The sequence below is a fragment of the Streptomyces sp. AK010 genome, assembly GCF_014207295.1.
Taxonomy (GTDB): Bacteria; Actinomycetota; Actinomycetes; order Streptomycetales; family Streptomycetaceae; genus Streptomyces; species Streptomyces massasporeus.
Genome location: NZ_JACHCX010000001.1, coordinates 403,784 through 426,517, shown reverse-complemented (window position 1 = coordinate 426,517; position 22,734 = coordinate 403,784). Strand labels below are relative to the sequence as shown.

The window sequence follows — 22,734 nt, the reverse complement described above, 5'->3', positions numbered from 1 at the left end:
AGGGGTGGGCCGGCAGGAGAGAGCCGTGAGGGGTGTGGTGCTCCTCAGGCCGGGGCGGCCGGCCCCGGGACGTACTCCGGATCCACCTGCCCCGCCAGATCCTCCCCCGTCCGCGCATCCGCCCAGGCCCGGACGTTGCGCAGATGGAACTCGACCGCGTGGCGGTGGAGGCGGTCCCAGTCGCGGGGGTGGGAGTCGACCGCCTCGCGCAGGACGCCGAGGGCGTGGCGGTTGTGCGGTTCCAGTGACGCCAGGGCATGCGGGCCGGGCTCGGTGCGGCCCTGCTCGGCCGCGCGGACCCAGGGGGAGTGGACCAGGTGGGTCAGGAGGTCGTCGCCCACCTGCTCCTTGAGGAAGAGCAGATCGTCCTCGCAGGTCACCTTGTTGCCCACGACCGCGATGCGGATCCCGAACTGTTCCGCGTGGTCGCGGTACTGACGGTAGACCGAGACACCCTTGCGGGTGGGTTCGGCCACGAGGAACGTGATGTCGAAGCGGGTGAACAGGCCCGAGGCGAAGGCGTCGGCGCCCGCCGTCATGTCGACCACGACGTATTCGCCGGGGCCGTCCAGCAGGTGGCTCAGATACAGCTCCACCGCACCCAGCTTGGAGTGATAGCAGGCCACGCCCAGGTCCGACTCGTCGAACTCGCCCGTCACCATGAGGGGGACGCCGCCCGCCCGGCCGACGTGCCGCCCGTGCAGGTCGTCGTCGCCGAGCGGGCGGAGGAGGCGCGAGCCGCGGCCGGGCGGGGTCGTCTTGATCATGGCCTCGGGGGAGGGGATGCGGGGGTTGTCGCCGCGCAGGAACTTCTTGATCTCGGACAGGTGGGCCCCCAGGGGAGGCGCGGACACCGCCTCGCCGCCGAGTGCCTCGGCCAGGTGCTGGTTGATGTCGCCGTCGATGGCGAGGACCGGGGCGCCGGAGCGCGCCAGGTGGCGGGAGAAGAGTGCGGACAGGGTGGTCTTGCCGCTGCCGCCCTTGCCGACGAACGCGATCCTCACGGCCGCTCCACCATTTTGAAAATGGATGTCATGTGACTAGGTTTAGGGACTGCTCCTTGTCGGTGTCAAATCGCTTACTCCGTCCGGGATTTGGTGGTTCTCGTGGGCGGGATCACCCGGTTGAACGGCGTGTTCCGCTTGATGCCTATCCTGTGCAAGTGCGTCCTCAGAGCATCAAGAGCCGCCTCCGGTTCCTCACCGCCCTTGCCCTCGTGCCGTGTCTGACCGGCTGCTTCGCCTCCCCCGGCGGGGAGTCGTCGGCGGGCGGCGGGCCGGCGGGGCCGCGGCTGCGCGTCGCCCTCGCCTTCCCGCCCGCCGAGAACTTCTCGCCGTACGGAGCCGACGCCACGCTGCTCAGCCGGCTCGGCGTCACCGAGGGGCTGACCGCTCTGGACGCCAACGGCGCCGCGGCCCCCGCGCTCGCCCGGTCCTGGCGCCGGGAGGACGACCGCACCTGGCGGTTCACCCTGCGCGAGGCCACCTTCCAGGACGGCACGGACGTCACCCCCGCCGCCGTGGCCGCCGCGCTCACCCACGCCACGAAGGCCCGGCCCGCCCCCACCGCCCTCGCCGGAGTCACCCTCAGCGCCGAGCCCGACGGCGACAGCGGCGTCCGCGTCACCACCGCCGCGCCCGACCCCGTCCTGCCCATGCGCCTGGCCGGTCCGAGCCTGGCGATCCTCTCCCCGGCGGCGTACGGCAAGAAGGGTGAGCGGCCGGGCGCCCCCACCCCCGTCGGCACCGCCACCGGGCCCTTCGAGATCACCAAGGTCAACGGCGGCGGTTCCGCCACGCTCGACCGCTTTGACGACTACTGGGGCGGCCTCGCCCACGCCTCCGGCATCGACGCGCGCTTCGTCAAGGACGGCACCGCACGCGCCAACGCCGTCCGCACCGGCGACGTCGACATAGCCGAGGCGATCCCCGCCGCCCAGGCCGCCACACTCGACAAGCCCACCCTCAAGGAAGCCGGCACCACCCGAACCACCAGCCTGCAGCTCAACACGCGGACCGGGCCGTTCAAGGACCCGGAGCTGCGCGCCGCCGCCCGCACGGCGATCGACTCCTCCGCCCTCGTCAAGGGCGTCTTCGAGGGCTACGCCGACCCGGGCGCCGGCATCTTCGGACCCGCCGTCACCTGGGCCGAGAGCAAGCGGGTGAAGCCGGCCGGGCGCGCGAAGGCCGCCCGGCCCGACGGTGCGTCGATCACCCTCGCGACCTACGACAACCGGCCCGAACTCCCCGAGGTCGCCCAGGTCGTGCAACAGCAGCTCCGCAAGGCGGGCTTCACGGTGAAGCTGGAGGTGCGCGAGTACTCACGGCTGGAGAGCGACGCGCTCGCCGGGAAGTTCGACGCGTTCATCGGCGCCCGCAACAGCCTCCTGGACACCGGCGACCCCGTCGGTGTCCTCGGCAGCGACTACACCTGCGACGGCGGCTACAGCCTGGCCCGACTGTGTGACAAGAAGGTCGACCGGGCGGTAGCGGAGGCCGTCAGGACCGACGGCAGCGGTGAGCGGCAGGACGCCGCCATGGTCGCCGAGGCCGAGATCCTCGGCACGGACGCGGTCGTGCCGCTGGCCCACCAGCGGATCGTCGCCGGTGTCTCCACCGAGGTCCGGGGCGTGCTGCTCGACCCGTACGAGCGGACCCTGGTGGGCATCGGGACGCGAACGCGACACTGACCGGAGTCTCAGGCGGGCAGCCCCATGTCGATCACGCAGCCGATCTCGACGAGCTGCCCGGGAAAGGTCAGTTCGGTGACGCCCAGGGCCGTACTGACCGGGCGATGGGCGCCGAAGTAGGTCCGGTTGCCCTTCGCCACCGCCTCGGCGTTGCGCACCAGGTCCACCACGTACAGCGTTTGGGAGACGATCTGGTTGCGGGTGGCGCCGTAGTGGGCCAGGACCTTGTCGAGATTGACGTAGGTCTGCTCGAGCTGGGCGGCGACGTCGTCCTCGGGGTCGAAGGCGCCCGCCTCGTCGAACGAGAGCTGCCCGGAGACGTGGACCAGGTCACCGGACCTGATCGCCTGGGTGTAACCGAAGTGGCCCTCGGCCGGGATGCCGTGGTCGTAGACGTCGAGCGTGGTCATGGTGCGTGTTCCTTCCGTCGGGCACGGACCGCGGGCAAGGGGCCCGTGCTCTCTTGCGGTTACTCGGAAACCGTAGGAGAGTGACCGCCGGCCTGGAAGAACGCACTTTTCGGTGACTGGGGAACCAGATGGTGACCAAGCAGTTGAGAGACCTGCCCGAGAACGCGGACCTGCGGCGGGCGGACTCCCTGGCCCGGGAGATCTTCTCCGACGTGGCCAACAAGTGGGCGCTGTTGATCATCGAGGTGCTCGGGGAACGCACCCTGCGTTTCAGCGAGTTGCGCGACGAGGTCGAGGGCGTCAGCCACAAGATGCTCACGCAGAACCTGCGGATGCTGGAGCGCAACGGCCTGGTCGACCGGAAGGTGCACCCCACCGTGCCGCCCAAGGTCGAGTACACGCTCACCGAACCGGGCCGCGCCCTGCGTGCCACGGTCGACGCGATCTGCGGCTGGACCCACCAGTACCTCCCGCACATCGAGGCGGCCCGAGGGCGCTTCGGCACCTGACGGGCGAGGCCGGCCGGGCGTCAGCTCGCGACCAGTTCCCGCACCTGACGGGGAGCGGCCTGCTCCTCGATCCGCGAGGTCCGGTACAGCCACAGCACGTCCCGCCCGAACGACCAGACCAGCAGGCCCAGTGCCAGGGCCGCGACCCCGAAGTTGGCCGCGTACGGCAGCAGACCGGCGCCCGCCAGGAGCAGCAGCACGCCCTGGAGGGCGGCGACGGTCTTGCGGGCGGTGCTCGGCGGGAGCGAGGCGGTCAGCCAGGGCCACACCTTGGCCGCGGCGACGAAGACGTAGCGCATGCCGCCGATCAGCAGCACCCACGGGCCCAGTTGCATCGACACGTACACGCTCAGCACCAGGATCAGGAACGCGTCGACCTCCATGTCGAAGCGTGCCCCCAGCGGGGTCGAGGTGCCGGTGCGGCGGGCGACCTTGCCGTCGACGCCGTCGAGGATCAGCGCCACCGCCGTCAGACCGACGAACAGTGACACCGGCGGTGAGCTCTGGAAGGAGTCGGCGACCAGGGCCGTGACCCCGCCGACGAGGGTGGCCCGGCCCAGGGTGACCCGGTTGGCCGCGCCGAACGAGCGCAGCCGCGAGCGGTGCAGGGCCCGGGAGAGCACCGCCCAGGTGGCGATCGCGAACGCGAGGCCGCTCAGCCAGCCCGCCGGCCCCATCCCGATCGCCGTGCCGATCAGGGCCAGCAGCAGGACCTGCACACCCGCCCCCAGGGCGGTCTCCTGCTGTACGAGCCTCGCGTCGTAAGTGTTGTTCAGGGCCACCGAACACCCTCCGGCCGTGTGACAGAGTCGATCAACGCCGCTACGTTGTGCGCGGCCTGTGCACCCCTCGGTACGCAAGCAGCTTCCCGATCGTTCAGGAGGACTTCGATGAAGCACACCGGACGCGCGTTCTGGATCGACTCGCCTGGGCGAGGCGATATCCGGGACGTCGCCCTGCCGGCGCCCGGCGAGGGCGAGGTGCTGGTGCGCACGCTCTTCTCCGGCGTGAGCCGCGGCACCGAGACGCTGGTCTTCCGCGGCGGCGTGCCCGTCAGCCAGCACACGGCCATGCGCGCCCCGTTCCAGGAGGGCGACTTCCCCGGCCCGGTGAAGTACGGCTACCTCAGCGTCGGCGTGGTGGAGGAGGGGCCCGCCGCGCTCAAGGGCCGCACCGTGTTCTGCCTCTACCCGCACCAGACGCGCTACGTCGTCCCCGCGACCGCGGTCACCCCCGTCCCTGACACCGTGCCCGCCGGGCGGGCTGTGCTCGCCGGGACCGTGGAGACCGCCGTCAACGCCCTGTGGGACGCCGCGCCCCTGGTCGGCGATCGGATCGCCGTGGTCGGCGGCGGCATGGTCGGCTGCTCGGTGGCCGCCCTCCTTGCCCGGTTCCCCGGCGTCCGCGTGCAGTTGGTCGACGCCGACCCGTCCCGCGCGAAGATCGCCGAGGCGCTCGGCGTCGGCTTCGCCACCCCCGAGGAGGCCGACGGGGACCGCGACCTCGTCGTACACGCCAGCGCCACCGAACAGGGCCTCGCCAGGTCCCTGGAACTCCTCACCGCCGAGGGGACCGTCCTCGAACTCAGCTGGTACGGCGACCGGCGGGTCAGCCTCCCGCTCGGCGAGGCCTTCCACTCCCGGCGGCTCGTCATCCGCAGCAGCCAGGTCGGCACCGTCTCCCCGGCCCGCCCGAACCGCACCTACGCCGACCGGCTCGCCGTCGCCCTGGACCTGCTCGCCGCCCCCGCGCTCGACGCCCTCATCACCGGCGAATCCCCCTTCGAGGAACTGCCGGAGGTGCTGCCGAGGCTCGTCTCCGGCGAGGTCCCCGCGCTGTGCCACCGCGTCCGTTACGACGAGAGCGATTGACGCATCAGCCGACGATTCGTTCCATCCGGTACGACGTCGCCACGGCAAGAGCGCCTGACCTCAGAAAAGACGTACGGAAGGCTGAACAGGGGAAGGCAACGAGCCGTACTACTCGGCATCCCCGGCACCCGAGAGCGGGGAGCAGACGCGCCGCACCTGGAGGGTCGTCCGTTGTTCAGCATCACCGTCCGCGATCACATCATGATCGCCCACAGCTTCCGTGGCGACGTCTTCGGACCGGCCCAGCGCCTGCACGGGGCCACGTTCCTCGTGGACGCCACGTTCCGGCGCGAGCAGCTGGACGAGGACAACATCGTCGTCGACATCGGGCTGGCCACCCAGGAGCTCGGCGCGGTCGTCAGCGAGCTGAACTACCGCAATCTCGACAACGAGCCCGACTTCGCGGGGGTCAACACCTCCACGGAGTTCCTCGCCAAGGTCATCGCCGACCGGCTCGCCGAGCGCATCCACAAGGGGGCGCTGGGCGAGGGCGCCAAGGGCATCGCGGGCCTCACCGTCACGCTGCACGAGTCGCACATCGCCTGGGCGAGTTACGAGCGTGCGTTGTGACCGACACGACGATCGAACGGCCCGGGCAGCCGGGACCGGCGACGGCGCGGCTGAATTATGTTCCCGTGCAGCACGCCTCCCTGAAGAACGCCGAGATCATTCCCATGTCCCTGCGCACCGTGCACTTCGTGCTGCCGGGCGGCGTCGACGACCCGACGGCGCCGAGCGGCGGCAACGCCTACGACCGGCGCGTGTGCCTGGACCTGCCCGGCTTCGGCTGGCAGGCGACCAAGCTCGCCGTGGCCGGCGACTGGCCCCGGCCGGGAGCCGACGCCCGTACGGAACTGGCCGGTGCACTGGCCGCGTTGCCCGACGGGGCCGTCGTGCTCCTCGACGGGCTGGTTGCCTGCGGCGTGCCGGAGATCGTGGTGCCCGAGGCGGAGCGGCTGCGCATGGCCGTCCTCGTCCATCTCCCGCTCGGCGACGAGACGGGGCTCGACGCGGAGGTGGCCGCCGAGCTGGACGCCAAGGAGCGGACGGTGCTGCGGGCGGTGCCGGCGGTGATCGCCACCAGCGACTGGGCGGTCCGCCGCCTGGTCGCCCACCACGGCCTTCCCCCCGAGCGCGTCCATGTCGCCGCCCCCGGCGCCGACATCGCGCCGCTCGCGCCCGGCACCGACGGGGTGTCGCGCCTGCTGTGCGTGGCCGCCGTGACCCCGCGCAAGGGCCAGCACCGGCTGGTGGAGGCACTGGCCGCGGTGCGCGACCTGCCGTGGAGCTGCGTGTGCGTCGGGAGCCTGACCCAGGAACCGGAGTACGTCGCCCATCTGCGGTCCCTGATCGAGAAGCACGGCCTCCAGGACCGGCTGGAGCTGGCCGGGCCGAAGTCCGGCCCCGCGCTGGACGCCGCCTACGCGACCGCCGACCTGATGGTCCTCACCTCCTACGCCGAGACGTACGGCATGGCGGTGACCGAGGCCCTGGCCCGGGGCATCCCGGTGATGGCCACGGACGTCGGCGGGCTGCCGGAGGCGGTCGGCCGCGCGCCCGACGGCGGGGTGCCCGGCATCCTCGTCCCGCCGGAGAACCCCGCCGCCATCGCCGCCGAACTGCGCGGCTGGTTCGGCGAGGCGGACGTACGACGCCGCCTGAAGGCCGCCGCCCGCAGCCGCCGCGCAGCCCTGGGCGGCTGGGCGACGACCGCACAGAGCCTGGCCGCGGTCCTGCGCCGGCTCCCGACCGAACCCCGGAGGGCCGAATGACGAACCCGGCGACGACGACCCAGCAGGGCGGGGCGATTCCGGCGCAGCCCGGACCGAGGGAGGTCACGGGCGTGACGGACAGCGCGGTGCCGGGCACGAAGCCCGGCTCGGGGCAGGCCTTCGCAGCGGGCGTTCAAGGCGCGGTTTCCGGCGGGCAGTCCGGGCGGGGCCAGGTCGCCGAGGCCGCGCTCCCAGGCGTGGGCATCGGCGGCGAGTCCGCGGCCCGGTCGACCGAGCACGCCGCGGCCCCCGGTCTCGGCTCCAGCGTGGCGTTCGGCCCGGGGCGCGTCCCCGGCGCCGTCATCCCCGGCGCCGGCCCCAGTGGCAAGCCCGGCGCGCGGCCGACCGTGAAGCTGCGTGAGGCGGGCCCGGACGATCCGCCCCGGTACGCGCCCGAGTGGCTGGAGCTGCGGGAACCGGCCGACGCCGCCGGGCGGGCGCACGACCTGCTCGACCCGCTGCGGATCCGGCTCGCCAACATGCCGGGCAAGTCGGGCGTCGTCATCCACGACCTGGGCTGCGGCACCGGCTCGATGGGCCGCTGGCTCGCGCCCCGCCTGGACGGCGCCCAGCACTGGATCCTGCACGACCGCGACCCCTACCTGCTGCACTTCGCCGCCGTCTCCTCTCCGCGCTCGGCCGCCGACGGCAGCCGGGTCACCGTGGAGACGCGCCGCGGCGACGTCGCCCGCCTCACCCCGGACGCCCTGCAAGGCGCGTCCCTGGTGACCGCGTCCGCCCTGCTGGACGTCCTCACCCGGGAGGAGATCGACACCCTCGCCGCCGCGTGCACCGGCGCCGGCTGCCCCGCCCTGCTGACGCTGTCCGTCGCGGGGCGGGTCGAACTGGCCCCGCCCCACCCGCTGGACGCCGAGCTGACCCAGGCGTTCAACGACCACCAGCGGCGCGACAACCTGCTCGGCCCCGACGCGGTCACGGCGGCGGCCGAGGCGTTCTCCGGGCACGGCGCGACCGTACGGCTGCACCCGAGCCCCTGGCGGCTGGGCCCCGAGCAGGCCGCGCTCACCGAGCAGTGGCTGCGCGGCTGGGTCGGCGCCGCCGTCGAGGAGCGCCCCGAGCTGCGCGCCGAGGCCGACGTCTACCTGACCAACCGGCTGGCCGCCCTCGCCGCGGGCGAGCTGCGCGTCACCGTCCACCACGTCGACCTCCTGGCCCTGTCCCGCCCGGGGGGCGGAGCGTCATGAGCCCCCAGGCGACGGGAACGCGCCCGCGCACCACGCCCACCGGGAACCCCCGTGTGCCCGCGAACGCGGGCGGTGTCCGGGGGCCCGCGGCATCCGGTGCGGCGGTCACGGCCCGGGCGGACGCGGTCGTGCCGCGCCCGGCCGCAGGTGCCCGGAGCGAGCCCGCCGCCCCGGGCCGGAAGGCCGAAGCCCCGGTGGGTACCGGTGCGTCGGTCTTCGGCCCTCTCCGTACGGCCCTGGCCCGCCTCGGCTCGCCGAAGGTCCGTACGCACCTCGGCACCGTCGCCGGAACCGCCATCCTGGGTGTGCTGTTCTGGCGGCTCGGCACCGGTGTCTTCCTGGACGGGCTGCGGCGGATCGACGGGATGTCGCTGCTGCTCGCGCTCGGCATCGGCCTCGTCACCACCGGGTGCAGCGCGTGGCGGTGGGCGATCGTGGCCCGGGGACTCAGGATCCGGCTGCCGTTCGGGCCGGCCGTCGCGGACTACTACCGCGCCCTGTTCCTGAACGCGGCCCTGCCCGGCGGCGTCCTCGGCGATGTGCACCGGGCCGTGCGGCACGGTCAGAGCGAGGGGGACGTGCGGCGGGGCGTGAAGGCCGTCGTCCTCGAACGGGCCGCCGGGCAGATCGCGTTGTTCGCCGTCGGGGCCGTCGTCCTGCTGACCATGCCGTCCCCGGTGCTGAGCGAGGCCCGGCACATCGCCCCGCTCGCGGCCCTGGCCGTCCTCGGGGCACTCGCCGTCGTCCTGGCCCTGCGCATGAACCGCACGGCACCCTCCCGGCGTGGCCGCAGGCTGCGCGCGGCCCTCGCCGAAACCCGCCACGGGCTGCTGTCACGGGAGAACGGGCCCGGAGTGGTTGTCTCCTCCGTGGTGGTGCTGGCAGGTTACGTCGCGATGTTCGTACTCGCCGCCCGTGTCGCCGGGACCGCCGCCTCCGTGGCCGTCCTGCTGCCCCTCGCCGTTCTCGCCCTGCTGGCGATGGGCCTGCCGCTCAACGTCGGCGGCTGGGGACCCCGGGAGGGCGTCACCGCCTGGGCGTTCGGCGCCGCGGGCCTGGGCGCCGGCCGGGGGCTGGCCGTCGCGGTCGTCTACGGGGTGCTCAGCCTCGTGGCCAGCCTGCCCGGCCTGATCGTGCTCGTCGCCCGCTGGTACGCGGGCGTGCGGGCCGGGGCCGCCGCTCGGGCCCCGGCACCCGCCCCCGCGCCGCAGGGTGACTACGCGTCGGAGGTCAGCATCGAGAAATACGCCCCGAAGGAATCCGCGAGGCTCGCCAGGAGTTCCTTCCCCTTTTCCGCCGAACCCAGCGAAGGACGGCCGATGACACCGGAATCGGTATAGCCGGACATGCCGAGGGTGAGCAGATGACGCCGGTCGTCAGCGACGAAATCGGAAGTCTCATAACCGGGTCGGAGCATTTCGGGATGAGCGTGCAGAAGGATGGAGGTCTCGATTTCCCCCGCGTGCATGTCGGTGAGCAGCGAGGTGACCACACCCGCCCGCTCGCGCGCCGCCTCCCAGTCCTCCGCGGCCGGGAAGAGCGCCATCCGCTCGCCGCGGGCGGAGGATTCCTGAACCACGTTGCCCAGTACGTAGTTGCCGCCGTGCCCGTTGACCACCACCAGCGTGTCGACCCCGGAGCGGCGCAGCGAAGCCGCAATGTCCCGTACCACCGCATGAAGGGTCACCGAGGAGATGCTGACGGTCCCCGGCCAGGCCGCGTGCTCGTGCGAGCACGAGATCGTCACCGGAGGAAGGAGGCGCACCGGGTACGCGCCGGCTATCTCCCGCGCGACGGCACAGGCGACGAGGGTGTCGGTCGCCAGCGGGAGGTGCGGACCGTGCTGCTCGAAGCTCCCCACGGGAAGCACCGCGACCTGCCGTGAGACACCGGCGCCCCGCGTCCGTACGTCTTCCGTGGTGTCCGCCGGCACCAGATCACTCATAACGTCACGGCCTTTCGTCTCTGCTTAGGAACTCGAGAATCATGACAGAAAAAGTTGGCGTACTCGGCAAGAAGTCGACGCAGCGGACAGGCGTGGAACGCGTCGTGAATGCCCCCCTGCCCACCGTGTACGGGGAATTCCAGGCGGTCGGTTACCTGGACCACGACCGCGGTGACGAACAGGTGGCGCTGGTCTACGGGGAGATCGGCACGGACGATGTCCTCATCCGGCTGCACTCGGAGTGCCTGACCGGCGACGCCTTCGGCTCCCAGCACTGCGAGTGCGGCGACCAGCTAGACGCCGCCCTGCGCGCGGTCGTCGCCGAAGGAGCCGGTGTCGTGGTCTACCTCAGAGGGCATGAAGGCCGCGGCATCGGCCTGCTCGCCAAGCTCCGTGCGATGGCCCTGCAGGCGGAGGGCCTGGACACCGTCGAGGCCAACCTCGCCCTCGGCCTGCCGGTCGACGCCCGCGACTACGGCGTCGCCGCCCGGATCCTGGACGACCTGGGCGTGCGGTCCGTGCGGCTGATGTCCAACAACCCGCGCAAGCGCGAGGCGCTGGTGGATCACGGCATCACCGTCGCCGAGACGGTCCCGCTGCTGATCCCGCCCTGCGAGAACAACATCACCTATCTGCGCACCAAGCGGGAGCGGCTCGACCACCACCTGCCCCACCTGGACGCGGTGGTCAGCTCCTCCTGACTGCTCGGCCGGTTCCGGTTCCCGACGTGACCTGGGCGAATCCGTGCGCGACCCGCAGGCGGGCCGCGTACGCTTCGTGGGTGTCCGCCCCTTGAGCGCCGGCCCCCCAGCGGCCGACGCCTCACGCCGGAGGCCCACCAGGTATGACCGAGCTCCATCTGTGGCTGCGCCACGAGGCCCGCACGACCGAGCGACGCACTCCGATCGTTCCCGACGACGCCCGGCGGCTCGTCGGGAACGGAGTGGAACTGACCGTCGAGGAGTCCCCGCAGCGGGTCTTCCCGATCGAGGAGTACGAGGCGGCCGGCTGCCGCGTCGCCCCGGCGGGCTCCTGGGTGACGGCACCTCGGGACGTCGTCGTGCTCGGCCTGAAGGAACTGCCCGAGGACCCCGCCGAGCTGACGCACCGGCACATCTTCTTCGGCCACGCCTACAAGGACCAGCCGGGAGCGGCGGACCTGCTGGGCCGGTTCGCCGCCGGGGGCGGGGCGCTGTTCGACCTGGAGTACCTGGTGGACGACACCGGACGACGCCTGGCCGCCTTCGGTTTCTGGGCCGGCTACCTGGGCGCCGCCCTCGCCGTGCTCCGGCAGCGGGGCCGGCTGCGGGCGCCTCTGACGCCGACCACCAAGGAAGACCTGGACGAGACGCTGAAGCCCGCCGACGACGACGCCGAGTTCACGGGCCTCGTCATCGGCGCCCTGGGCCGCAGCGGCCGCGGTGCCCGCGCGGCCTTCGCCACCGCCGGTGTCGACCCCACCTGCTGGGACCTCGCCGAGACGCGGGACCTGGACCGACCGGCCCTGCTGCGGCACGACCTGATGGTGAACGCGGTGCTCGCCACCACCCCCGTCCCGCCCTTCCTGCGCGAGCGGGACCTCGACACCCCGGACCGCCGCCTGCGCACCCTGTGCGACGTGACCTGCGACGTCGGTTCCCCGCTCAACGTCCTCCCGGTGTACGACGACACCACCTCCTGGGACGAGCCCGTACGGCGGCTGCGCGACGCACCCCCGCTCGACCTCATCGCCATCGACAACCTGCCCTCCCTGCTGCCGCTGGAGTCCAGCGCGGACTTCTCGGCCGCCCTCCTGCCCCAGCTGCTCGACTTCGGCGTTTCCGGACCCTGGGGGCGCTGCCTGGACCGGTTCCGTGACGCGTCCCGCGCCCACGGCCTCGACAAGGGGGAGTCCCTTGAGCACTGAACCGGCGGCGGCGAGCGGCACCGTCCACTGGATCGGCGCCGGCCTGTCCACGGGCAGCGGTCTCGCGGCGCTGTGCGACACGGCCGAGCGGGTCCGGCTCTGGCACCGCACCGAGAGCCGGGCCGCCGACGCCCTCGGCCGGCTGGGCCTCACCGGACGGGCCGAGCCCCGCGCCTACACGCTGTCCGCGCTCGCCGCCGAACTCGCTCCGGGCGATGTCGTCGTGTCGATGCTGCCCGCCCCCGAGCACGCCCCGCTCCTCGCGGAGTGCGTACGGCAGGGGGCGCACTTCGCGTGCTCCAGCTATGGGTCGGACGCGGTGCTGGAGCAGGTGCCGGCCGCTGCGAAGGCCGGGCTCGTCGTCCTCACCGAGGCCGGGCTCGATCCGGGCATCGACCACCTCTTCGCCCATGCCCTGGTCGCCCGGGCGCGGGAGGCCATCGGCGACGACACGCCGGCCTCGTACACCCTCACGTCGTACTGCGGCGGAGTCCCCGCCGTCCCGAACGACTTCACGTACCGCTTCAGCTGGGCACCCGCGGGAGTCCTCAACGCCCTGCGCTCCCCGGCGCGTTACATCGAGGACGGTGCGCGGACCGTCGCCGAGCGGCCGTGGGAGGCGACCCGGCGGCATGTCGTCGACGGGGAGACCTTCGAGGTCTACCCCAACCGCGACAGCGTCCCGTTCGTCGCGCAGTACGGGCTGCCGGACGCCTGGACACCACGGACGTTCGTGCGCGGCACCCTGCGGCTGGAGGGCTGGCTGCGCGCCTGGGACGGTGTCTTCGAGGAGCTCAGGGCCGGTGACGACGACCGCATCGCCGCCCTGGCCCGGGAACTGGCCGCCGCCTACCCGACCACCGACGACGACCACGACCGGGTCGTCCTCGCCGTGTCGCTGGACGTGCGGGCCGAGTCCGGGCGGACCTGGGCGGGCGGCTGTCTGCTGGACCTGGTGGGCGACGCGGAGGAGAGCGCGATGGCCCGCTGTGTCTCGCGGACCCTCGCTCTCGGGGTCCGTCACATCCTGGACGGCTCCCTGCCGCCGGGCCTGAACCGCGCCGCCGAGGCGGCCGCCAGGTCCGAGCAATGGCTGCGGGAACTCGCCCGGGACGGAGTGGAGTTCACCCTCCGCGTCGACCGGTAGCGGGCGTCAGTCCGACAGGGCCTCGTGGACCATCCGCTTGAGGTCCTTGAAGACCGAGTGGGAGGTCCTGGGCCGCACCTGCGTCATGAACTGCACCGTCAGATCGCGGCCCGGGTCGACCCAGAACGTCGTGGTGGCCACCCCGCTCCAGCCGAAGGCGCCGAGCCCGGTCGGCACCAGGGTGCGGGACGGATCGATCACCACGGAGCAGTTGAAGCCGAAGCCGAGCCCCTCGTTGCCGGGCTCGTCATGGGCGGGGCGGCTGCCGAAGGCCCGCAGGTCGGCTCCTCCGGGCAGGTGGTTGCGGGTCATCAGGTCCACGGTCCGCGGGGCGAGCAGCCGCACGCCGTCGAGTTCGCCCCGGCGGCGCAGCATCTCCATGAAGCGGTGGTAGTCGTGGGCCGAGCACACCATGCCGCCGCTGCCCGACAGGAACCGTGGCCGGCCGCGCAGCGGGAGCCCCGGGATCGGCTCGATGCCGCCGCCCTCCTTCTCCCCGTACATCTCGGAGAGCCGGGGCGCCTGCGCGTCCGTGACGTGGAAGCCCGCGTCCGTCATGCCGAGCGGTCCGAAGATCCGCTCGGCGCAGAACACGTCGAGCGGCTGCCCGGACACGACCTCCATGATCCGGCCCAGGACGTTGGCGGCGACCGAGTAGTTCCACTCGGTGCCCGGCTCGAACTGCAACGGCAGGCTCGCGTACACCTCGATGGTCTCGGCCAGGTCCGCGCCCGGCGGCACCGACGACTCCAGGCGGGCCTCGCGGTACAGGGCGTCGACCGGGTGGGCGTGGTAGAAGCCGAAGGTCAGGCCCGAGGTGTGGGTCATCAGATGCCGGACGAGTATGGGGCCGTCGGCGGGGCGGGTCTCGACGTCGGCCCCGGAGCCGCCGACGTAGACCCGGGGGTCGGCGAACGCGGGCAGGTGGTCGGCGACCGGGTCGTCCAGGGACAGCCGGCCCTCCTCCACGAGCAGCAGCGCGGCGACCGCGGTGACCGGCTTCGTCATGGAGTAGACCCGCCAGAGGGTGTCGGCTTCGACCGGGAGCCCGGCCGCGATGTCGCGTCGGCCGTGCGTCGCGAGGTGGGCGACGCGCCCGCCCCGGGCCACGGAGACCAGGAAGCCCGGCAGACGTCCTTCGTCGACCAGCCGGGCGAAGTGCCGGTCCAGGCGGCCCAGCATTTGCGGATCCAGCCCGGCCTCACCCGGATCGACCTCTTGTCGCAGCTGTGCCATGGCTCGTCTCCCGTCGCGCTCGTCGAGGTGAGATCCGGCATACCCCGCCCGGACCGCCTCAGACCCCATCGGGGTGCAGGAACGGTCCATGATCGCGCAAGAGCGGGTGAGCGACGGCCCTAGGTGTCTGACCCGTGAGGTTGGGGACGCAGGACCGATGGCCGATGGTCCGGGGGAGGCGGGTTCCCCAGGCTCGGGTCGCCGCCCCGGTCAGGACGTCAGGAGAAGAGGTCACGATGCCCGTGAACGGTCGCGGCCACATCCGTGTCGCCCGTCCCTCCAGGGACCTCCCGGCGGCCGAGCGGTTCGGGGGCGGAGGGCTCGGACTCGGCGTGCTGTGGCGGGCCGAGGGCGGGGACGAACCGGAGGAGCACGACCTGCTGATGCTCGGCTGGCCCGACGCCGACTGGCGCACTCGTGCACGAACCCGCCCGGCCGGTGGAACCCCGCCCCACGGAGGAGGACCTGCTGGTCGTCCACGTGGACGGCCCCGTCCCCGACGACCTGGTCGCCCGCCCGGAGGAGCACGGCGGCAAGCGGGTGGAGTCCCCCAACCCGTACTGGACGGAGTGGGGGGTCACCATCGAGGACCCGGACGGCTACCGCCTGGTCCTGTGCCGCCGGGCCTGGTCCAGCAGCTGAACCCATCGAGGCTCGGGGCACGGCGCCCGAGGGGCGCGGGGAACTGCGCGACCGGCCCCCACGCACCCGCACCCGACGCACAACCACCGGCTGCCGAGCCCTCGAGGGGCCCGGCAGCAGGACATGATGGCCTCAGGCCGTCACCCTCTCCGGCTGCACAACCCCGGGTTCGGCGCGTTCCCCCAGCGACTCCGTGGGAACCCTGTGGGTCTCCCGCGCCGACACCGCCGCGATCACCGGCGGCACGCACAACGCCGCGGTGAACAGCGCGACCGCCGACCAGTCGTCACCCCCCGGCCCCGCGATCTGCGCCGCGAACGTCACCGCGAACCCGGCCGCCGCGAAACCGATCTGCGTACCGATGGCCACGCCGGACAGCCGGACCCGGGTCGCGAACATCTCGCCGTAGAACGCGGGCCACACGCCGTTGGCGGCGCTGTAGACGACGCCGAAGCAGACGATGCCCGTCAGGAACGTCAGCGGGTAGGAGCCCGTGGAGACCGCCCACAGGTACAGGAACATCGTCACCGCGCTGCCGGCCGCACCGATCAGGAACACCGGGCGGCGCCCGATCCGGTCGGACAGCGTCGCCCACAGCGGGATCGCGGCGAGCGCGACGACATTGGCCAGGGCGCCCACCCACAGCATGGCCGTACGCGACATGCCGACCGCGTCGCTCGTGGCATACGCCAGTGCCCACACCGTGAAGATCGTGCTGACCGAGGCGATCAGCGCGCCGGCGATCACCCGCAGCACGTCCGCCCAGTGCTCGCGGAGCAGGATCACGAGGGGCAGCTTGACCACACCCTCCTCGGCGGCCTGCTGGGCGAAGGCCGGGGTCTCGTCCAGTTTGCGGCGGATGACCCAGCCGGCGACGGCGACCCCGACGCTCAGCCAGAACGGCAGCCGCCAGCCCCACGACAGCAACTGGTCCTCGGGCAGCGCGGCGACCGGGATGAAGACCAGCGTGGCCAGCAGCTGGCCGCCCTGGGTGCCGCTGAGGGTGAAGCTGGTGAAGAAGCCGCGCCGGTCCGGTGGCGCGTGCTCCAGCGTCATGGAGTTGGCGCTGGCCTGCTCGCCCGCCGCCGAGATGCCCTGCAGCACCCGGCACAGCACCAGCAGGACGGGGGCGAGAGAGCCGACCTGGTCGCGGGTCGGCAGACAGCCGATGAGGAACGTCGACAGGCCCATCAGCATCAGCGTGAAGACCATGATCTTCTTGCGGCCGAGCTTGTCCCCGAAGTGACCGAGCACCAGTGCGCCCACCGGGCGGGCGGCGTACGCGACGCCGAACGTGGCCAGTGACAGCAGGGTCGCGGTCGCCGGGTCGGACTCGTCGAAGAACACCTCGGGGAAGATCAGCGCGGCGGCACTGCCGTAGATGAAGAAGTCGTAGTACTCCAGGGCGCTGCCGATCCAGGCGGCGGTGGCGGCCTTCCTGGGCTGGCCGGGCGGGGCGGCGGACCCTGAGGGCATGGCGGGGACGGACACGGCGGCTCCTTCGGGGGGCTCCACACTAAAGCGGAGCGGGGCGACGGACGAGCAGAGGGGACGTGCCGGATCGCGGCTAATTAACCCACTGGGTAGTTAGTAGGGGGATGGCCAGAGATGCTGCGCCCGTGTGCCGCCGGTGTCAAGGGGTGGTGCGCCGGGCGTTCAGCCGGCCGAGCGCTCCGCCGTCAGGTACGCGATCACCATGTCGCCCAGCATCGCCCGGTAGTGCGCGCGCCGCGCCCCGTCGAGCAGGTCGCGGCCGAACAGCGCGCCGAAGGTGTGCCGGTTGGAGACCCGGAAGAAGCAGAAGGAGGAGATCATCGCGTGCAGGTCGACGGCGTCGACGTCGGCCGTGAACAGGCCGGACTCCTGGCCCGACGCCAGGATCCGGCGGATCACGTCCAAGGCGGGGGAGCCGATCTTCCCGAGCTTCTCGGAGCCGGCGATGTGGTGGGCCTCGTGGATGTTCTCGATGCTGACCAGGCGGATGAAGTCCGGGTGCTGCTCGTGGTGGTCGAAGGTCAGCTCGGCCAGCCGCCGAATCGCCGCCACCGGGTCCAGGTGGTCGACGTCGAGCTCCTGCTCGGCCTCCCGGATCACGCCGTACGCGCGCTCCAGCACGGCCGTGAACAACTGCTCCTTGCCTCCGAAGTAGTAGTAGATCATCCGCTTGGTGGTGCGGGTGCGGGCGGCGATCTCGTCCACCCGGGCGCCGTCGTAGCCGGCCCGGGCGAACTCCTGGGTGGCGACGTCGAGGATCTCGGCCCGGGTGCGGGCGGCGTCACGGATGCGCTCGCCGGATCGTGCCGGTTCTTCGACGCTGGTCATCAGGTTCCTTCGGGCGGAGGGTCCGGTGCCGGTGATTCTAGGAGCAGGGGCCCGTCCGCCCATGGGGTCTTCCCCAGCCCGTGCTCGGCTGATATAGCTAACGTACTAGTTCGTACATTAGTAAGCCGCTCGGGAGGCGCGCGTGCCCAAGGAGTCGTATCTCGTCGGACTGATCGGTTCCGGCATCGGCCCGTCACTCAGTCCGGCACTGCACGAGCGGGAGGCGGACCGGCAGGGCCTTCGCCTGGTGTACCGGCTGATCGACATCGACACCGTCGGGGTGCCGCCCGAGGCGGTCGGGGACCTGGTGCGGTCCGCCCGCGACCTGGGCTTCGACGGACTCAACATCACGCACCCCTGCAAGCAGCTCGTCATCGAGCACCTGGACGCGCTCGCCCCGCAGGCCGAGGCGCTGGGTGCGGTCAACACCGTCGTCTTCGAGGACGGCCGGGCCGTCGGCCACAACACGGACGTCACCGGCTTCGCCGCCTCGTTCGCCCGGGGACTGCCCGACGCGCCGCTGGAGCGGGTCGTGCAGCTGGGCGCCGGCGGTGCGGGGGCGGCCGTCGCGCACGCCACGCTCACCCTCGGCGCCGGACGGGTCACCGTCGTCGACGCCCTGCCCGAGCGGGCCGCGGCCCTGGCCGCAGCCCTGAACCGGACCTTCGGAGAGGGCCGGGCGGCCGCCGCCTCCCCGGACCGGCAGACCGAGCTGCTCGCCCGGGCCGACGGCATCGTGCACGCCACCCCCACCGGCATGGCCGCCCACCCCGGCCTGCCCCTGCCCGCCGAGCTGCTCCACTCCGGGCTGTGGGTGGCCGAGGTGGTCTACCGCCCGCTGGAGACCGAGCTGCTGCGGACCGCCCGCGCCCTGGGCTGCGCCACCCTCGACGGCGGCGGCATGGCCGCTTTCCAGGCCGCCGACGCGTTCCGCCTGTTCACCGGCCGGGAACCCGACGCCGCGCGGATGCTGGCGGACCTGACCGAACTGGCCGGGGCCGTCGGAGCTCCGAACTAGAGAGAGGTACCGACGTGCGTACGTCCATCGCCACCGTCTCCCTCAGCGGCTCCCTCACCGGGAAACTCGACGCCGCCGCCCGGGCCGGCTTCGACGGGGTGGAGATCTTCGAGAACGACCTGCTGGCCTGCCCCCTCACCCCCGAGGACATCCGCGCCCGCTGCGCCGACCTCGGCCTCCGCATCGACCTCTACCAGCCGATGCGGGACATCGAGGCCGTCCCCGAGGCGGAGTTCGCCCGGAACCTGCGGCGGGCCCGGCACAAGTTCGAGCTGATGCGCCGGCTCGGCGCCGACACCGTCCTGGTCTGCTCCAGCGTCTCCCCGCAGGCGGTCGACGACGACGCCCTCGCCGCCGAGCAGCTGAGCCGGCTCGCCGACCTGGCGGCGGAGTCCGGCGTCCGGGTCGCCTACGAGGCGCTGGCATGGGGACGGCAGGTCAGTACGTACGACCACGCCTGGCGCATCGTGGAGACGGCCGGTCACCCCGCGCTCGGCACCTGCCTGGACAGCTTCCACATCCTCTCGCGCGGCTCGGATCCCAAGGGCATCGCGGACATCCCCGGCGAGAAGATCTTCTTCCTCCAGCTCGCCGACGCCCCGCTGCTGGCCATGGACGTCCTGCAGTGGAGCCGCCACTACCGCTGCTTCCCCGGCCAGGGCGGCTTCGACGTCGCCGGGTTGGTGCGCCAGGTGCTGGCCACCGGCTACGACGGCCCGCTCTCCCTGGAGGTCTTCAACGACGTGTTCCGGCAGGCCGACGCCGGTCCGACCGCCGTCGACGCCCGGCGCTCCCTTCTGGTCCTCCAGGAGACGGTGGGCAGGGCCCCGCTGCCCGACCCCGTCGTCCCCACCGGCGTCGCCTTCGCCGAGCTGGTCACACCCGACGCCGAGCCCCTCGCCGCCCTGCTCGGCGCCCTGGGCTTCACCCGCACCGCCCGCCATCGCGGCAAGCCCGTCGCCCTGTGGGAGCAGGGAGAAGCCCGCGTCCTGGTCAACACCGGGACCGCCGTCCGCCGCGACGGCACCCGGCTCGCCGCGATCGGGCTGGAGTCACCGGACCCGGCCGGAGCCGCCCGGCGGGCCGAGGCCCTGCTCGCGCCCGTACTGCCGCGCCGCCGCGCGCCGCAGGACGCCCCGCTGGACGCGGTCGCCGCCCCCGACGGCACGGAGCTGTTCTTCTGCGCCACCGGACGCCCGGAACTGCCCGACTGGCGGGCCGACTTCGAGAACACGGGCATGCCCCCGGCGCAGGCCGGCATCCGAGGCATCGACCACCTCGCCCTCACCCAGCCCTGGCACCACTTCGACGAGGCGGCCCTCTTCCACCGGGGCGTGCTCGGCCTGCACGCCCAGGAGAGCGTGGACGTCGCCGACCCCTACGGTCTGATGCGCAGCCGGGCCGTCACCAACCCCGACGGCAGCGTCCGGATCGCCCTCACCGTCGGCGCCGCGCCCACCGACGACACCGTCCACGCCCAGCACATCGCCCTGGCCACCGACGACGTGGTCGCCGCGGCCCGCCGGTTCCGCGAGGCGGGCGGCAGCCTGCTGCCGGTGCCCGCGAACTACTACGACGACCTCGCCGCCCGCTTCGAGTTCGCCGACGGCGAGCTGGAGACCTACCGCGACCTCGGCATCCTCTACGACCGCGACGACCACGGCGTCTTCCGCCACTGCTACACCCGCACCGTCGGCCGGGTCTTCTTCGAACTGGTCCAGCGCGACGGCCGCTACCGGGGCTACGGCGCCGCCAACGCCCCGGTGCGGCTGGCCGCGCAGCACACGGCACGGGCGCTCACTGGCGGCTGACGGTCCGGGTGATGCCGGTGACGACGGTGGTGGCGAGTATCCAGCCCGTGAGCACCAGGGTGCAGGAGAGCCACTGGTAGCCGTCGGCGGGGGCGAACGCGGCCTCCTGTCCGAAGGAGATCACCGGCAGCAGCAGGTCGAGGGGGTAGAACACCGGGTTGGACTGCGGTGCCTCGTCCGCCTTCAGCGGCGCGGGGTGGTGCAGCGCGTAGGCGAGCGAGCCGACCGGGAGCAGGGACGCCAGCCAGCCCGCCGCCCGCAGGGGGCGGAAGCCATAGCCGACGGTGGCGTTTTCCTGCGCATTGCCCCACAGCCGGCCGTACCAGGGCAGGGTGCGGCGGCGGCGCTGCTTGGCGAGCTGGACCAGGCGGGCGGCGGGGTCGTCGCCGCTCCAGCGGTAGGCGGCGGTCAACTGCTGGTAGGCGTGCGGGGACATAACCCTCGGGCCGAGGCGCACGGCGTGGTCGAGGTCGGCGTCATGGAGGAGCAGTTCCCCCGTGATCCGCGCGCCGGCCAGTCTGAGGGCGGCATCTCCCCGTCCTCCTGCGGGGCGCTCAGCAGCAGGCCCGTACCGCAGCCGCCCGTACGGTCCGGTCGGGGCCCCAGTCCGCGCCCCGTGCCGGGTCCTCGCCGGCCGCCCGGAAGTCCACGTCCTGCCTCCGCGGAAAGGCGCGCCACACCCGCTCCTCGGCGGGTGTCATGTCGTCGGTCTCCATCAGCCGGGACTCTGACGTGCCCGGCCGGAGGTGTCAACTCACCTCCGGCCGGGGCTCGTTACGCCCGGGCGTTCCACTCCGCGATCACGGGCCGCCCGTGCTCGGTCGACAGCCGGCTGACCGTCCCGGTCTCCAGCCGGAACAGCCGTCCCTCCGCCGGGGACAGGCCCAGCCGACGGGCCGTCAGGACGCGGAGGAAGTGGCCGTGCGCCACCAGCATCACGTCGCCATCGGGCAGCGACTTCTCCGCCCGGGCCAGCACCCGGTCGGCGCGTTCGCCGACCTCCTCGGGGGACTCGCCGGGCTCGCCGTCCGGGCCGGGCGGCCCCCCGTCGGTCCACAGGTCCCAGTCGGGGCGGGTGCGGTGCACCTCCTCGGTGGTGACGCCCTCGTAGGCGCCGTAGTGCCACTCGTGCAGGTCCGCCTCCCGCACGGCCCCCGTCAGGCCAGCGAGTTCGGCGGTGCGCACCGCTCGGCCGAGCGGGCTGGTGAGGACCAGTGCGAAGGAGCGGTCCGCGAGGAGCGGGGCGAGCGAGGCGGCCTGCTCCTCACCGTGCGGGGTGAGGGGCAGGTCGGTGAAGCTGGTGTGCTGTCCGCTCCGGCTCCACTCCGTCTCGCCGTGGCGGACCAGCAGCAGATCACCCACGTCCTACGCCTTCTTCGCGGACTCGACGGCGTGGCCGCCGAACTGGTTGCGCAGCGCCGCGATCATCTTCATCTGCGGCGAGTCGTCCTGCCGGGAGGCGAACCGGGAGTAGAGGGAGGCCGTGATCGCGGGCAGCGGTACGGAGTTGTCGATCGCGGCCTCCACCGTCCAGCGTCCCTCACCGGAGTCCTGGGCGTAGCCCCGGAGCTCCTCCAGGTGCTCGTCCTCGTCCAGGGCGTCCACCGCCAGGTCGAGGAGCCAGGAGCGGATGACGGTGCCGTCCTGCCAGGAGCGGAACACCTCGCGGACGTTGTCCACCGAGTCCACGGCCTCCAGCAGCTCCCAGCCCTCGGCGTAGGCCTGCATCATCGCGTACTCGATGCCGTTGTGGACCATCTTCGCGAAGTGCCCGGCGCCGACCTTGCCCGCGTGGACGAAGCCGTACGGGCCCTCCGGCTTGAGCGCCTCGAAGATCGGCCGCAGCCGGTCGACGTACTCCTTCTCGCCGCCGACCATCAGGGCGTAGCCGTTCTTCAGTCCCCACACGCCGCCGGAGACGCCCGCGTCGACGAAGCCGATGCCGCGCTTGCTCAGCTCCTCGGCGTGCTTCTCGTCGTCCGTCCAGCGGGAGTTGCCGCCGTCGACCACCGTGTCGTACGGCTTGAGGAGGTCCGCCAGACGGTCGATGACGTGCTGGGTGGGGTCGCCGGCCGGGACCATGACCCAGACCGTGCGCGGCGCCTCCAACTGGTTGACGAGGTCGGCCAGGCTGGCGACGTCGGACTTCTCGGGGTCGGTGTCGTAGCCGATGACGGTGTGGCCGGCGTTGCGCAGACGCTCGCGCATGTTGCCGCCCATCTTGCCGAGACCCACAAGACCGATCTGCATG

21 protein-coding genes and 3 pseudogenes are annotated in these 22,734 nt (G+C 72.8%); 13 read left to right on the top strand and 11 right to left on the bottom strand.

Annotation, left to right across the window (positions count from 1 at the left end; all coding sequences use genetic code 11):
* Window positions 1-44: 44 nt before the first annotated feature.
* Window positions 45-1,004: an ATP-binding protein gene (locus HDC93_RS01970; RefSeq protein ID WP_185006507.1), complete on the bottom strand. Its 960-nt coding sequence runs from the start codon at window positions 1,002-1,004 to the stop codon at window positions 45-47.
* Between the two features lie 152 nt (window positions 1,005-1,156).
* Here HDC93_RS01970 and HDC93_RS01965 point away from each other — a divergent pair, with 152 nt between their 5' ends.
* Window positions 1,157-2,689, top strand: a complete 1,533-nt coding sequence (locus HDC93_RS01965) for an ABC transporter substrate-binding protein (protein WP_185006505.1) — start codon at window positions 1,157-1,159, stop codon at window positions 2,687-2,689.
* Window positions 2,690-2,697: 8 nt separating this feature from the next.
* Here HDC93_RS01965 and HDC93_RS01960 read toward each other — a convergent pair whose 3' ends face one another.
* Complete coding sequence (locus tag HDC93_RS01960) at window positions 2,698-3,099, bottom strand: RidA family protein (protein ID WP_185006503.1); 402 nt, start codon at window positions 3,097-3,099, stop codon at window positions 2,698-2,700.
* 128 nt (window positions 3,100-3,227) lie between these two features.
* On the opposite strand from HDC93_RS01960, the gene HDC93_RS01955 reads away from it, so the two are divergent.
* Window positions 3,228-3,608, top strand: coding sequence for a helix-turn-helix domain-containing protein (locus tag HDC93_RS01955; protein WP_185006501.1), 381 nt, complete (start codon window positions 3,228-3,230; stop codon window positions 3,606-3,608).
* A 20-nt stretch (window positions 3,609-3,628) separates the two neighbouring features.
* Here HDC93_RS01955 and HDC93_RS01950 read toward each other — a convergent pair whose 3' ends face one another.
* The gene (locus HDC93_RS01950) at window positions 3,629-4,390 is read right to left on the bottom strand and encodes a CDP-alcohol phosphatidyltransferase family protein (protein ID WP_185006499.1); all 762 of its coding nucleotides are present in this window, start codon (window positions 4,388-4,390) and stop codon (window positions 3,629-3,631) included.
* A gap of 108 nt (window positions 4,391-4,498) precedes the next feature.
* On the opposite strand from HDC93_RS01950, the gene HDC93_RS01945 reads away from it, so the two are divergent.
* The 5 genes and pseudogenes from HDC93_RS01945 to HDC93_RS38045 all read left to right on the top strand — a co-directional run.
* Window positions 4,499-5,479: a zinc-binding alcohol dehydrogenase gene (locus tag HDC93_RS01945; protein WP_185006497.1), complete on the top strand. Its 981-nt coding sequence runs from the start codon at window positions 4,499-4,501 to the stop codon at window positions 5,477-5,479.
* Window positions 5,480-5,650: 171 nt separating this feature from the next.
* Window positions 5,651-6,049: a 6-carboxytetrahydropterin synthase gene (locus tag HDC93_RS01940; RefSeq protein WP_030843501.1), complete on the top strand. Its 399-nt coding sequence runs from the start codon at window positions 5,651-5,653 to the stop codon at window positions 6,047-6,049.
* Window positions 6,046-7,251 (top strand): glycosyltransferase family 4 protein, encoded by a 1,206-nt coding sequence (locus HDC93_RS01935; RefSeq protein WP_185006495.1) that lies wholly within the window; start codon window positions 6,046-6,048, stop codon window positions 7,249-7,251. The genes HDC93_RS01940 and HDC93_RS01935 overlap by 4 nt, the downstream gene beginning before the upstream one ends.
* A 266-nt stretch (window positions 7,252-7,517) precedes the next feature.
* A complete protein-coding gene (locus HDC93_RS01930) occupies window positions 7,518-8,456 on the top strand; it encodes a class I SAM-dependent methyltransferase (RefSeq protein WP_185006940.1) in 939 nt (312 codons plus the stop codon).
* Window positions 8,453-9,523 (top strand): annotated as a pseudogene (locus tag HDC93_RS38045) (lysylphosphatidylglycerol synthase transmembrane domain-containing protein); the annotation flags it as partial. The gene HDC93_RS01930 and the pseudogene HDC93_RS38045, both read left to right, overlap by 4 nt.
* Window positions 9,524-9,672: 149 nt before the next feature.
* Here the strand turns inward: HDC93_RS38045 and HDC93_RS01925 are convergent.
* On the bottom strand, window positions 9,673-10,401 hold the full coding sequence (locus HDC93_RS01925) for a creatininase family protein (RefSeq protein ID WP_185006493.1): 729 nt from the start codon (window positions 10,399-10,401) through the stop codon (window positions 9,673-9,675).
* A 41-nt stretch (window positions 10,402-10,442) separates the two neighbouring features.
* Here HDC93_RS01925 and ribA point away from each other — a divergent pair, with 41 nt between their 5' ends.
* The 3 genes from ribA to HDC93_RS01910 all read left to right on the top strand — a co-directional run bounded on the left by ribA (window position 10,443) and on the right by HDC93_RS01910 (window position 13,454).
* Window positions 10,443-11,102, top strand: coding sequence for a GTP cyclohydrolase II (gene ribA / locus HDC93_RS01920; RefSeq protein WP_185006491.1), 660 nt, complete (start codon window positions 10,443-10,445; stop codon window positions 11,100-11,102).
* A gap of 143 nt (window positions 11,103-11,245) precedes the next feature.
* Entirely contained in the window at window positions 11,246-12,307 is a 1,062-nt protein-coding gene (locus tag HDC93_RS01915; protein ID WP_185006490.1) for a saccharopine dehydrogenase, read from the top strand.
* Window positions 12,297-13,454 carry a saccharopine dehydrogenase family protein gene (locus HDC93_RS01910; protein WP_185006488.1) on the top strand — a complete coding sequence of 386 codons (1,158 nt, stop codon included), beginning with the start codon at window positions 12,297-12,299 and terminating at the stop codon, window positions 13,452-13,454. Before HDC93_RS01915 ends, HDC93_RS01910 begins: the two co-directional genes overlap by 11 nt.
* A gap of 6 nt (window positions 13,455-13,460) precedes the next feature.
* Here HDC93_RS01910 and HDC93_RS01905 read toward each other — a convergent pair whose 3' ends face one another.
* Complete coding sequence (locus HDC93_RS01905) at window positions 13,461-14,690, bottom strand: serine hydrolase (protein WP_185006486.1); 1,230 nt, start codon at window positions 14,688-14,690, stop codon at window positions 13,461-13,463.
* 236 nt (window positions 14,691-14,926) lie between these two features.
* Here HDC93_RS01905 and HDC93_RS01900 point away from each other — a divergent pair.
* Window positions 14,927-15,332 (top strand): annotated as a pseudogene (locus HDC93_RS01900) (VOC family protein).
* Window positions 15,333-15,464: 132 nt separating this feature from the next.
* Here the strand turns inward: HDC93_RS01900 and HDC93_RS01895 are convergent.
* Complete coding sequence (locus tag HDC93_RS01895) at window positions 15,465-16,823, bottom strand: MFS transporter (RefSeq protein WP_185006484.1); 1,359 nt, start codon at window positions 16,821-16,823, stop codon at window positions 15,465-15,467.
* Between the two features lie 165 nt (window positions 16,824-16,988).
* On the bottom strand, window positions 16,989-17,654 hold the full coding sequence (locus HDC93_RS01890; RefSeq protein WP_185006482.1) for a TetR/AcrR family transcriptional regulator: 666 nt from the start codon (window positions 17,652-17,654) through the stop codon (window positions 16,989-16,991).
* Window positions 17,655-17,796: 142 nt separating this feature from the next.
* Between HDC93_RS01890 and HDC93_RS01885 the strand changes: the two genes are divergently transcribed.
* Both HDC93_RS01885 and HDC93_RS01880 read left to right on the top strand, forming a co-directional pair.
* Window positions 17,797-18,672, top strand: coding sequence for a shikimate dehydrogenase (locus HDC93_RS01885; protein ID WP_185006479.1), 876 nt, complete (start codon window positions 17,797-17,799; stop codon window positions 18,670-18,672).
* Window positions 18,673-18,686: 14 nt separating this feature from the next.
* Window positions 18,687-20,483, top strand: a complete 1,797-nt coding sequence (locus HDC93_RS01880) for a bifunctional sugar phosphate isomerase/epimerase/4-hydroxyphenylpyruvate dioxygenase family protein (RefSeq protein WP_185006478.1) — start codon at window positions 18,687-18,689, stop codon at window positions 20,481-20,483.
* Here HDC93_RS01880 and HDC93_RS38040 read toward each other — a convergent pair.
* From HDC93_RS38040 to gnd, 4 genes and pseudogenes are all read right to left on the bottom strand, one after another.
* Window positions 20,470-20,913 (bottom strand): annotated as a pseudogene (locus HDC93_RS38040) (membrane-associated oxidoreductase); the annotation flags it as partial. The gene HDC93_RS01880 and the pseudogene HDC93_RS38040 overlap by 14 nt on opposite strands.
* A gap of 124 nt (window positions 20,914-21,037) precedes the next feature.
* Window positions 21,038-21,199, bottom strand: a complete 162-nt coding sequence (locus HDC93_RS38035) for a hypothetical protein (protein ID WP_260419348.1) — start codon at window positions 21,197-21,199, stop codon at window positions 21,038-21,040.
* Window positions 21,200-21,257: 58 nt separating this feature from the next.
* On the bottom strand, window positions 21,258-21,845 hold the full coding sequence (locus HDC93_RS01870; protein WP_185006476.1) for a histidine phosphatase family protein: 588 nt from the start codon (window positions 21,843-21,845) through the stop codon (window positions 21,258-21,260).
* 3 nt (window positions 21,846-21,848) lie between these two features.
* Window positions 21,849-22,733, bottom strand: a complete 885-nt coding sequence (gnd, locus tag HDC93_RS01865) for a phosphogluconate dehydrogenase (NAD(+)-dependent, decarboxylating) (RefSeq protein ID WP_184907646.1) — start codon at window positions 22,731-22,733, stop codon at window positions 21,849-21,851.
* Window position 22,734 lies beyond the last annotated feature (1 nt).

What these genes read in the sequence shown, in the direction of transcription:
- HDC93_RS01960 (WP_185006503.1), bottom strand. Translation starts at nt 3,099, where the DNA reads ATGACCACGCTCGACGTCTACGACCACGGCATCCCGGCCGAGGGCCAC.
- HDC93_RS01955 (WP_185006501.1), top strand. Translation starts at nt 3,228, where the DNA reads ATGGTGACCAAGCAGTTGAGAGACCTGCCCGAGAACGCGGACCTGCGG.
- HDC93_RS01945 (WP_185006497.1), top strand. Translation starts at nt 4,499, where the DNA reads ATGAAGCACACCGGACGCGCGTTCTGGATCGACTCGCCTGGGCGAGGC.
- HDC93_RS01925 (WP_185006493.1), bottom strand. Translation starts at nt 10,401, where the DNA reads ATGAGTGATCTGGTGCCGGCGGACACCACGGAAGACGTACGGACGCGG.
- ribA (WP_185006491.1), top strand. Translation starts at nt 10,443, where the DNA reads ATGACAGAAAAAGTTGGCGTACTCGGCAAGAAGTCGACGCAGCGGACA.
- HDC93_RS01915 (WP_185006490.1), top strand. Translation starts at nt 11,246, where the DNA reads ATGACCGAGCTCCATCTGTGGCTGCGCCACGAGGCCCGCACGACCGAG.
- HDC93_RS01905 (WP_185006486.1), bottom strand. Translation starts at nt 14,690, where the DNA reads ATGGCACAGCTGCGACAAGAGGTCGATCCGGGTGAGGCCGGGCTGGAT.
- HDC93_RS01890 (WP_185006482.1), bottom strand. Translation starts at nt 17,654, where the DNA reads ATGACCAGCGTCGAAGAACCGGCACGATCCGGCGAGCGCATCCGTGAC.
- HDC93_RS38035 (WP_260419348.1), bottom strand. Translation starts at nt 21,199, where the DNA reads ATGGAGACCGACGACATGACACCCGCCGAGGAGCGGGTGTGGCGCGCC.
- gnd (WP_184907646.1), bottom strand. Translation starts at nt 22,733, where the DNA reads ATGCAGATCGGTCTTGTGGGTCTCGGCAAGATGGGCGGCAACATGCGC.